Source organism: Jiangella anatolica, assembly GCF_003236295.1.
Classification (GTDB): domain Bacteria; phylum Actinomycetota; class Actinomycetes; order Jiangellales; family Jiangellaceae; genus Jiangella; species Jiangella anatolica.
The window spans coordinates 22,486-32,534 of the sequence record NZ_POTW01000078.1; the positions used below are offsets into that span (position 1 = coordinate 22,486).

Below are 10,049 nucleotides of genomic sequence, written 5' to 3' on the forward strand. Positions count from 1 at the left end.
CGGGTACCCCGAAGCGGCGTACCCCGGCTCGCGGCCGGAAGCGTCGCGCACCCGAGCCGCCCCCGCCGCCACCTCCGGAGCCGAGTCTCGCCGCGCAGTTCTTCAGCGGCATCGGCCGGATGTTCGTCGGCATCTGGATGGGCATCGCCCATCTGGTCGGCGGCATCGCGCGCAGCGTCGGGCGCACCGCCACCAGCCTGGAGGCCGACCAGCGCCGCGACGGCGTGGGGTTGCTCCTCATCGGGACCGCGCTCATCGTCGCGGCGTCGGTGTGGTGGACGCTGGACGGCAGGATCTACGAGGCCGTCTACCAGGGCATCGCGGGCGCCATCGGGACCGGCGCCTACGTCGCGCCGGTGCTGCTGGCGATGGCCGCGTGGCGCACGCTGCGCCATCCCGACCGCAACGGCCCCGGCGGCCGCCAGGTCATCGGCTGGGCCTGCCTCGCGCTCGGCACGCTCGGCCTCGCGCACGTCGCCGGCGGCATGCCGCGCCCGGTCGACGGGCAGGTGGCGATGGAGCGGGCCGGCGGCGCCATCGGCTACGTCTCCTCGACGATCCTCGCCGACCTGCTGACGGTGTACGTGGCCGGCCCGCTGCTCGGCCTGCTGACGCTGTTCGGCGTGCTGGTGATCACCGGCATCCCGTTGTACGAGGTGACGGCGCAGCTGCGCGCCGGCGCGCTGGTCGTCGGCGGCTGGCTGGGCTTCCGCCGTCCGGTCGCCGGCGACGACGCCGAGGGCGGCCGCGACCGGCTCGCGCCCACCGACGAGGAGCCGTACGACTCGCCCGTCCTGCGCGAGAAGCCCAAGCGCAAGCGCCGCCGCGAGCCCGAGGACGACGACGCCGACACGGCGGAGCTCGCCGGTGTCACCGACGAGGACCACACGCCGACCGAGCCGGCCGTCGTCGACCGCGAGCTGCGCAAGCGCAAGAAGGCCGCCGACGGCCCCACGGAGCCGCCGCCGCACACGCCGATCCCGCAGCGGGTCGAGCAGCTGGCGCTGTCCGGCGACATCACGTACACGCTGCCGTCGAGCGACCTGCTCCGGCAGGGCAGCCCGCACAAGGCCAAGTCGGCCGCCTCCGACGCGGTGGTCGACGCGCTCATGGGCGTGTTCGACCAGTTCAACATCGACGCCGTCGTCACCGGCTACACCCGCGGCCCGACGGTCACCCGGTACGAGGTGGAGCTGGGCACCGCGGTGAAGGTCGAGCGGGTCACCGCGCTGTCGAAGAACATCTCGTACGCGGTCGCCAGCGCCGAGGTGCGCATCCTGTCGCCCATCCCGGGCAAGTCGGCCATCGGCATCGAGATCCCGAACACCGACAAGGAGATCGTGAGCCTCGGCGACGTCATGCGCTCGGCGGTGGCCCGCAAGGACCACCACCCGATGATCGCCGGGCTCGGCAAGGACGTCGAGGGCGGCTTCGTCGTCACCAACCTGGCGAAGATGCCGCACCTGCTGGTCGCGGGCGCCACCGGCTCCGGCAAGTCCAGCTTCATCAACTCGATGATCACGTCGGTGCTCATGCGGGCCACGCCCGACGAGGTGCGGCTGATCATGGTCGACCCGAAGCGGGTGGAGCTGTCCGCCTACGAGGGCATCCCGCACCTGATCACGCCGATCATCACCAACCCGAAGAAGGCGGCCGAGGCGCTGCAGTGGGTCGTGCGCGAGATGGACATGCGCTACGACGACCTCGCCAACTTCGGCTTCCGGCACGTCGACGACTTCAACAAGGCGGTCCGGGCCGGCAAGGTGAAGGCGCCCGAGGGCAGCGAGCGGGTGCTGACGCCGTACCCGTACCTGCTGGTCATCGTCGACGAGCTGGCCGACCTCATGATGGTCGCGCCGCGCGACGTCGAGGACTCCGTCGTCCGCATCACCCAGCTGGCCCGCGCGGCCGGCATCCACCTGGTGCTGGCGACGCAGCGGCCGTCCGTCGACGTCGTCACCGGCCTGATCAAGGCCAACGTGCCGTCGCGGCTGGCGTTCGCGACGTCGTCGCTGGCCGACTCGCGGGTCATCCTGGACCAGCCGGGCGCGGAGAAGCTGGTCGGCCAGGGCGACGGGCTGTTCCTGCCGATGGGCGCGAGCAAGCCGATCCGCGTCCAGGGCGCGTGGGTGACGGAGTCCGAGATCGCGTCGGTCGTCGGGCACTGCAAGGAGCAGCTGGAGCCGTCGTACCGCGAGGACGTCACGGCGCCGGCCGCGGCCAGGCGGGAGATCGACGAGGACATCGGCGACGACCTCGACCTGCTCTGCCAGGCCGCCGAGCTGGTCGTCAACACGCAGTTCGGCTCGACGTCGATGCTGCAGCGCAAGCTCCGGGTCGGGTTCGCCAAGGCCGGCCGGCTGATGGACCTGATGGAGAGCCGGGGCGTCGTCGGTCCGTCCGAGGGGTCCAAGGCTCGCGACGTGCTGATCAAGCCCGACGACCTCGACGAGGTGCTGGAAACGCTGCGCGGTGGCTGAGCCCGTCCTGACCGAGGAACGGCCGCGCGGCGACGTCCGCGCGGCCGTCCTGCTGCTCCACGGCGGACGGTCGGAGAGCCGCGAGCCGGTGCGGCCGCGGCAGCCGTCGGTACTGCGGCTGCGGCCGTTCGCGTGGTCGCTGCGACGGGCCGGCGCCCCGCTCGGGCTGACGGTGTGGCGGCTGCGGTACGCGATCCGCGGCTGGAACGGCGCCGACGAGTCGCCGCTGGCCGACGTCCGTGCCGCGCTGGCGGCGGTGGTCGCGCGCGACCCGGGCGTGCCGGTCGCGCTGGTCGGCTACTCGATGGGCGGGCGGGCGGCGATCCGCGTGGCGGGATCGTCGGACGGCGTCGTCGCGCTGGCGGCGCTGGCGCCCTGGCTGACCCCGTCCGAGCCGCCGTCGCTGCTGGCCGGCAAGCACGTCCTGCTCATGCACGGCAGCGCCGACACGACGACCGACCCTCGGCTGACGGCTGCGCTGGCGGCCGAGCTGTCCGGCGTCGCGGCGTCGTGCCGGTACCTCCCGGTGCACGGCGACGGGCACGCGCTGCTGCGCCACCCGGCGGTCTGGCACCGGGAGGTCACCCGGTTCGTGCTGGCCCGGACGGGTCTGGCTCAGGCGCGCTGACGGCGCCCGGACCCGCCGCGCTGCCACGGACGCGGTCCGTCGAGCGGCCGGTAGTCGACGTCCAGCGCGGCCAGCCGCTCGAGGTGGGCGGGCAGCCGCCGCTCGACGAGATCGGCGGCGTCGCGGCGCTCCGGCGCCGTCCACGCGACCTCGGCCAGCGCGCTGAGCCGCGGGAACGCCGCGTACTCGACGGCGGCCGGCGTCGGCAGGTACTCCGTCCACAGCTGGCCCTGGACGCCGAGCAGCCGGCCGGGCCCGTCCCCGCCGGCGGGCTCCCAGGCCGCGACGTCCTCGACGGTCGTCAGCCCGCCGATCGCCAGCGGCTCGTCCGGGTCGCCGGCCTGGTAGTGGTCGAAGTAGGTGGTGTCCTCCGGGCACATGACGACGTCGTGCCCGGCCGCCATCGCCTTGACCCCGTGATCGCTGCCGCGCCACGCCATCACGACGGTGTCGGCCGGCATGCCGCCGTCCTCGGCGACTTCGTCCCAGCCGACGACCCGCCGGCCCCGGCTCGTCACGTACTCGTGCAGGCGACGCAGGAACCAGCTCTGCAGCTCGTCGACGGAGCCCAGCCCCAGCTCGGCGGCGCGGGCGGCCGCGGCCGGGCTCGCGCGCCACTCCGTCCGCGGCACCTCGTCCCCGCCGAGGTGCACCCACGGCCCCGGGAACACGTCGAGCACCGTGTCGAGGACGTCGCGCGCGAACGCCAGCGCCTCCTCCGTCGGCGCGAGCACGTTCTCGGAGATGCCCCACGTCCGCCGGACCTCGACCGGCCGCCCGGTGTTGCCCAGCTCCGGGTAGGCGGCCAGTACGGCCTGCACGTGCCCGGGCAAGTCGATCTCGGGGACGACGGTGATCGCGCGCTGCCGCGCGTAGGCGACGATCTCGCGCAGGTCGTCGAGGGAGTAGAAGCCGCCGTGCGGGGTGCCGTCGTAGCCGCCGTCCTTGCGGCCGACGACCGTTTCGGCGCGCCAGGCGCCCACCTCGGTGAGCCGCGGCCGCGACGGGACCTCGACCCGCCAGCCCTGGTCGTCGGTGAGGTGCAGGTGGACGACGTTGAGCCGGTGCAGGGCCGCGAGGTCGATGAGCTTGAGCACGAACGACACCGGCTGGAAATGCCGCGCGACGTCGAGGTGCACGCCGCGCCACTCGAACCGCGGCGCGTCCTCGATGTCGGCGCCGTCGATGCGCAGGCCGCCGCTGCCGACCGGGGCGCGGCGCAGGGCGGCCGGCGGCAGCAGCTGGCGCAGCGTCTGGACGGCGCGGGCCAGCGCCTCGGCGGTGCCGCCGTCGACCGTGATGCCTTGCGGGGTGACGGTGAGCCGGTAGCCCTCCGCGCTGTCTCGGACGAGGTCGCCGATGCGCAGCACGATCGACGCCGCCGGGTCGTCGGCCGGGACGACCAGGGCACGCACCCCGGCGCCGGCGAGGACGTCGTGCAGCAGCCACGCGGCCCGGCGGGCGTCGCCGTCCGCGCCGATGGCGGTGCCGTCGTCGACGGTGAAGGCGCCGGGGCGGGCCTCGTGGACCAAGGGCAGCGGGATCAGGCTCGGCATGGTCGACAACGGTAGAGTGGCCGGCGACATGAGCAAACATTCCGTCGCGATCGTCACGCTCGGCTGCAGCCGCAACGAGGTCGACTCCGAGGAGCTGGCCGGCCGTCTCGACGCCGACGGCTTCGAGCTCGTCGACGACCCCTCCGCCGCTGAGACGGTCCTCGTCAACACCTGCGGCTTCGTCGAGCAGGCGAAGAAGGACTCGGTCGACTCGCTGCTGGCAGCCGCCGACCTCAAGGAGTCCGGCGCCACCAAGGCCGTCGTGGCCGTCGGCTGCATGGCCGAGCGGTACGGCGTCGAGCTGGCCTCGGAGCTGCCGGAGGCCGACGCCGTGCTGGGCTTCGACGACTACGCGGCGATCGGCGAGCGGCTGCGCGGGATCCTCGGCGGGACGGCGCACGTCTCGCACGTGCCGCGCGACCGTCGCACGCTGCTGCCCGTCACGCCGGTCGAGCGGCAGGCCGCGGCCTACGCCGCGCCGGACCTGCCGGCCGGGATGTCGCCGGCGTCCGGGCCGCGGGCGGTGCGGCGGCGGCTGGACGGCGGCCCGATGGCGCCGTTGAAGCTGGCCAGCGGCTGCGACCGGGCCTGTACGTTCTGCGCGATCCCGATGTTCCGCGGCTCGTTCCTGTCCCGCCGTCCGTCCGACGTGCTGGCCGACGCGCGCTGGCTGGCCGGGCAGGGCGTGCGCGAGCTGTTCCTCGTCAGCGAGAACTCCACGTCGTACGGCAAGGACCTCGGGGATCTGCGGCTGCTGGAGACGCTGCTGCCCTCGCTCGCCGAGGTGGAGGGGATCTCGCGGGTGCGCGTCTCCTACCTGCAGCCGGCCGAGATGCGGCCCACGCTGGTCGACGCGATGCTCTCGACGCCCGGCGTCGTCCCGTACTTCGACCTCTCCTTCCAGCACGCCAGCACGCCGCTGCTGCGCCGGATGAAGCGGTTCGGCGGCACGGAGTCGTTCCTGGACCTGATCGCGTCGATCCGGGACCGCGCGCCGGGCGCCGGGATCCGCTCCAACGTCATCGTCGGGTTCCCCGGCGAGACCGAGGACGACGTCGCCGAGTTGGAGTCCTTCCTCGGCCAGGCCCGGCTCGACGTCGTCGGCGTGTTCGGCTACTCCGACGAGGACGGCACCGAGGCGGCGTCGTTCGACGGGAAGCTGGACCCGGACGAGGTCTCTGAGCGGGTCTCGCGGGTGAGCGACCTGGTCGAGGAGCTGGTCGCCCAGCGCGCCGAGGACCGCGTCGGCGAGACGGTGTCGGTGCTGGTCGAGTCGGTCTCCGCGGACGGCGTCGTGGAGGGTCGCGCGGAGCACCAGGGCCCCGAGGTCGACGGCACGACGACGGTCTCGGGTGCGCGTGCCGCCGTGGGCGACATCGTCACCGCGACTGTCACGGCGAGCGACGGCGCCGACCTCGTCGCCGTGCCCTAGCCTTTCCCCGTGGCCGAACAGTCGACCGTCCCGCCGAGCCCCTGGAACATCGCGAACGCGCTGACCATCCTGCGGGTCGTGCTGGTGCCGGTGTTCGGCTGGCTGCTGCTGCGTGAGGGCGGCGACGACGACGGGTCGCGCATCGCGGCGTTCGTCGCGTTCGGCATCGCCATGCTGACCGACCAGATCGACGGCGAGCTGGCCCGTCGCCGCGGACTGGTCACCGATTTCGGCAAGATCGCCGATCCGATCGCCGACAAGGCGCTCACCGGCATGGCCTTCGTCGGGCTGTCGATCCTCGGCGAGCTGCCCTGGTGGGTGACGGTGATCGTGCTGGTCCGCGAATGGGGCATCACGGCCATGCGATTCGCTGTCATCCGGTACGGCGTCATGGCGGCCAACCGCGGCGGCAAGCTCAAGACGGCGCTGCAGACGCTGGCGCTCGGCCTCTACCTGCTGCCGTTGCCCGGCTGGTTCGACCCCGTCGAGGCGACCGTGATGGGGATCGCGGTGCTGGTCACCGTCGTCACCGGGGTCGACTATGTGCTGTCGGCGATCCGGCTGCGCCGCAGCGCCACCTCATGACCGCGGGTCCCGATGCGGTCGCCGAGGCCGTCGCCGTCGTCCGCTCTTTGATCGCCCGCCGGCTGACCGTCGCCGCCGCCGAATCGCTCACCGGCGGCCTCGTCTGCGCCGCCCTCACCTCGGTCCCCGGAGCGTCGGCCGTCGTCCGCGGCGGCGTGGTCGTCTACGCGACCGAGCTGAAGGCGTCGCTGGCCGGCGTCCCCGAGCCGGTGCTCGCCGCCGACGGACCCGTGGCGGCGTCCACCGCGGCGGCGATGGCCAGCGGCGTCCGGACCAAGCTGGGCGCCGACATCGGCTTCGCCACCACCGGCGTCGCCGGGCCGGACGCCCAGGACGGCCACCCGCCCGGCACCGTCCACGTCGCCGTCGCGACCGCCGACGGCGTCCGCGTCCGCTCGTTCACCGGGTCCGAGGCGCTGCCCGGCGACCGCGCTGCCGTCCGAGCGGCGACCGTCTCAGCCGTCCTGGGCCTGTTGTCCGAGCTGTGAGACGCCGTCCCGGTGGCCGGGAATCCTGGAGCGTGCCGGGACGTTCCAGACCGTGAGATGAATTCTTCTGTGCACCCCTTCGTTCCCGGCGAGGCTGGAAACGCAAACGTACGAAACAGAAGGTACGGTGGACTCAAGCACAGTCGAGACGAATCGCGAGAGGGGTAGCCGATGGTTCTCATCAGACGGCTCGTCGGCGATGTCTTGAGGCGTCGCCGAATCGAGCAGGGCCGCACCCTCCGCGAGATCTCGGCCGCCGCGCGCGTGAGTCTCGGGTACCTGTCCGAGGTCGAGCGTGGCCGCAAGGAAGCCTCGTCCGAGCTGCTCGCGGCCATCTGCGAGGCGCTGGACCTGCCGATGTCCGAGGTACTGCGCGAGGTCAGCGACGAGATGATGCGCGTCGAGGCGGCGGCGGTGGGCGCGCTCACCGAGCTTCGTCCGCGCGAGTCCGCCCGTCCCCGCGACGTCGTCAAGGTCGGCTGACGCTGCTGCCGGAGTCCACGCACCGGCCGAAGCCTGCCCCGGAGTTCCGTGACGCCATGGCACGCCTCGCCGGAGGTGTGGCGTTGCTCACGGTGCTCGACCCGGTCGGGCGTGACTGCGGGCTCACCGTGACCGCCGTGTCGTCGGTGTCGTTGGAGCCGCCGCTCGTGCTGGCCTGCGTCACGAAGGACGGCTTCATCCACGACGCCCTGTTCGTCGCAGACGGCTGGTCGCTGTCGTTCCTCGCCACAGATCAGCTGGACCTGTCCGACTACGGATCGCGCGAGCGCCACCCCGGCGCCCGCGACGACTTCTCGCCCTGGCCGACCCGGCGGTCGGCCAGCGGCGAGCTGATCTTCACCGGAGCCGTCGCCGCCGTCGAGTGCGTGCCGTACTCCCTGGTCGACGCCGGCGACCACACGATCGCCATCGGCCGCGTCACCGCCGTCGCGCGGGACACCGTCGGCGAGCGCCCGCTCGTCCACGTCGACCGGCGCTACTACGAGCCCGGCGCCGAGGTCGGCTGACGTACGTCAGCGGATGGCCGCGACGGCGTTCGGGCCGGAGCGGATCATGAAGCGGTCCAGCGACTCGATCGGGCCGAACCCGAGCGGCGCGTACACCCCGTGCGCGTCGAGCGTGGCGAGCATCCAGCGCTCCACCCCGGCGTGCTCCGGGTGCTCCAGCACGGCGTTGACCAGCACGCGGGCCAGACCCTTGCCGCGATGCTCCGGCAGCACGAACACGTCGGCCAGCCAGGCGAACGTCGTGGCGTCGCCGACGACCCGGGCGAAGCCCACCTGCTCGCCGTCGGGCCCGTACAACCCGACGCCGAACGACCGGCTGACCGCCCGCTCGACCGTCTCGCGGGACCGGTGCTTGCTCCAGTACGTGGTCAGCAGGAAGTCGGTGATGACATCGAGATCGAGCCGGGCCGGGTCGTCGTCCACCTCGTAGCCGGCATGGGTCGCGAGGATCATCCGGCCAGGCTACGACGCGACGAGGCTCGGACGCAGGTCCGTGTCCACGAGCGACCGGCAGCCTTCCTCAGCTGCGCAGGCGCAGGCCGCGCGGGGTCACGTGGAAACCGGCCGCGGTCAGCGCCTCGCCCAGGGGCGTCGTCGTGACCTGCTCGCCGTCGGCGCGCTCGACCCGCAGTGCGCCCAGCGCGCCCTCGCGCACCGACAGCGCCAGCGCGTCGGCCGCTGCCCGCAGCCGGTCGGCGTCGTCGGTCCAGGAGAGCAGGGTCCGGCCGCCGCGCTCGACGTAGAGGGCGAGGTCGCCGTCGATCAGGACGACCAGCGCGCCGGCCTTGCGGCCCGGCCGGTGCCCGGCGGCGGCACCCGCCCCGCCCCGCTCCGGCCAGGGCAGCGCCGCGCCGTACGGGTTCGCCGGGTCGGTCGCCGCCAGCACCAGCGCGCTCGCCGGCCGGGCCTCGTCGACCTGGGCGAACGTGCGCAGCCGGTCGACCGCGCCCGGCGTGCCGAACTGCGCCGCGCCCAGCCCGGCGATGAAGTATCCGCGCCGGGCCCGGCCGGTGTCCTCGAACGCCGACAGCACCCGGTACGCCGCCGCGAACCCGCCGGGCAGCCGCTCGGCTTGCACGGCGCCGCGTGTGACGATGCCGTGCCGGTCGAGCAGGCCCTCGGCGGCCGCGTGCGCCCGCCGGGTCGTGTCGGTGTCGCGGTCGGGCAACAGCGACCAGCGCCCGGCCGCCGCCGGGGGACCGGTGCGCGACGGCATCGCCGGGCGGCCGCGGGCATAGCGCGACCGCGGCCGGGCCGACTGCCGCGACCGGTGCGTGGGCCGGCCGGTGAGCAGCGACCGCAACGGCGCCAGCGTGTCGTTCGTGACCAGCCCGGCCCAGACCAGATCCCACAGCGCCGCCGTCAGCGTCGCGTCCTCGGGCGGCGTCTCCACCAGCACGGACACCGCATCGCTGAGCTGGCGGAAGAAGTAGGCCCCGCCGCCGTCCAGGGTCGACAGGACCGCGGCGTGCAGCGGGCCCTCGGCGTCGGCGAGATCGACGTCGGGCAGGGTCAGATGGGCGGCGTCGGCCAGGTGCAGCGACACCCAGCCGTCGGACCCGGGCAGCGTCCCGTGCCCGGACCACACCACCTCGCCGGCCGCGGTCAGCTCGTCCAGCCAGGCCGGCGAGTACGCCGCGACCCGGGCCGGCAGCACCAGCGACTCCAGCGCGCTGGCCGGCACCGCCGCCCCGCCCAGCTGCTCGACCACCCGCAGCACCCCGTCGGCGCCGCGGAGCGCGCTGCCGACCGACTGCCACGCCGGCAGGAACCGGCCCAGCGTCGCCGCGTCGACCGGCTCGGCCTCCTTGCGCAGCGCCGCCAGCGACCGCCGCCGCAGCAACCGCAGCACCTCGGCGTCGCACCACTC

The 10,049-nt window shown here is 74.0% G+C and carries 9 protein-coding genes and 1 pseudogene; 7 read left to right on the plus strand and 3 right to left on the minus strand.

Annotated elements, in window-relative coordinates; translation table 11 throughout:
* Nucleotides 1-119: 119 nt before the first annotated feature.
* Together C1I92_RS24680 and C1I92_RS24685 are read left to right on the plus strand one after the other, a co-directional pair.
* Complete coding sequence (locus C1I92_RS24680) at nucleotides 120-2,480, plus strand: FtsK/SpoIIIE family DNA translocase (RefSeq protein WP_199521562.1); 2,361 nt, start codon at nucleotides 120-122, stop codon at nucleotides 2,478-2,480.
* Nucleotides 2,473-3,108, plus strand: coding sequence for an alpha/beta hydrolase (locus C1I92_RS24685; protein ID WP_111257299.1), 636 nt, complete (start codon nucleotides 2,473-2,475; stop codon nucleotides 3,106-3,108). Before C1I92_RS24680 ends, C1I92_RS24685 begins: the two co-directional genes overlap by 8 nt.
* On the opposite strand, the gene C1I92_RS24690 is transcribed toward C1I92_RS24685, so the two are convergent.
* Complete coding sequence (locus tag C1I92_RS24690) at nucleotides 3,096-4,664, minus strand: beta-N-acetylhexosaminidase (protein ID WP_199521563.1); 1,569 nt, start codon at nucleotides 4,662-4,664, stop codon at nucleotides 3,096-3,098. The two genes, C1I92_RS24685 and C1I92_RS24690, sit on opposite strands and share 13 nt — an antisense overlap.
* 28 nt (nucleotides 4,665-4,692) lie before the next feature.
* On the opposite strand from C1I92_RS24690, the gene rimO reads away from it, so the two are divergent.
* From rimO to C1I92_RS24715, 5 genes and pseudogenes are all read left to right on the plus strand, one after another.
* On the plus strand, nucleotides 4,693-6,096 hold the full coding sequence (gene rimO, locus C1I92_RS24695; protein ID WP_111257310.1) for a 30S ribosomal protein S12 methylthiotransferase RimO: 1,404 nt from the start codon (nucleotides 4,693-4,695) through the stop codon (nucleotides 6,094-6,096).
* 9 nt (nucleotides 6,097-6,105) lie between these two features.
* Nucleotides 6,106-6,681 carry a CDP-diacylglycerol--glycerol-3-phosphate 3-phosphatidyltransferase gene (pgsA, locus tag C1I92_RS24700; protein WP_111257301.1) on the plus strand — a complete coding sequence of 192 codons (576 nt, stop codon included), beginning with the start codon at nucleotides 6,106-6,108 and terminating at the stop codon, nucleotides 6,679-6,681.
* Complete coding sequence (locus C1I92_RS24705; RefSeq protein WP_111257302.1) at nucleotides 6,678-7,169, plus strand: CinA family protein; 492 nt, start codon at nucleotides 6,678-6,680, stop codon at nucleotides 7,167-7,169. The genes pgsA and C1I92_RS24705 overlap by 4 nt, the downstream gene beginning before the upstream one ends.
* Before the next feature lie 171 nt (nucleotides 7,170-7,340).
* A pseudogene (locus C1I92_RS35880) lies at nucleotides 7,341-7,704 on the plus strand (helix-turn-helix domain-containing protein).
* 4 nt (nucleotides 7,705-7,708) lie between these two features.
* Entirely contained in the window at nucleotides 7,709-8,179 is a 471-nt protein-coding gene (locus C1I92_RS24715; protein WP_111257304.1) for a flavin reductase family protein, read from the plus strand.
* Nucleotides 8,180-8,185: 6 nt separating this feature from the next.
* On the opposite strand, the gene C1I92_RS24720 is transcribed toward C1I92_RS24715, so the two are convergent.
* On the minus strand, nucleotides 8,186-8,632 hold the full coding sequence (locus tag C1I92_RS24720) for a GNAT family N-acetyltransferase (protein ID WP_111257305.1): 447 nt from the start codon (nucleotides 8,630-8,632) through the stop codon (nucleotides 8,186-8,188).
* A gap of 67 nt (nucleotides 8,633-8,699) precedes the next feature.
* Nucleotides 8,700-10,049, minus strand: a 1,350-nt coding sequence (locus C1I92_RS24725) for an Lhr family helicase (RefSeq protein WP_233507212.1), incomplete at its 5' end; no start/stop codon positions are given.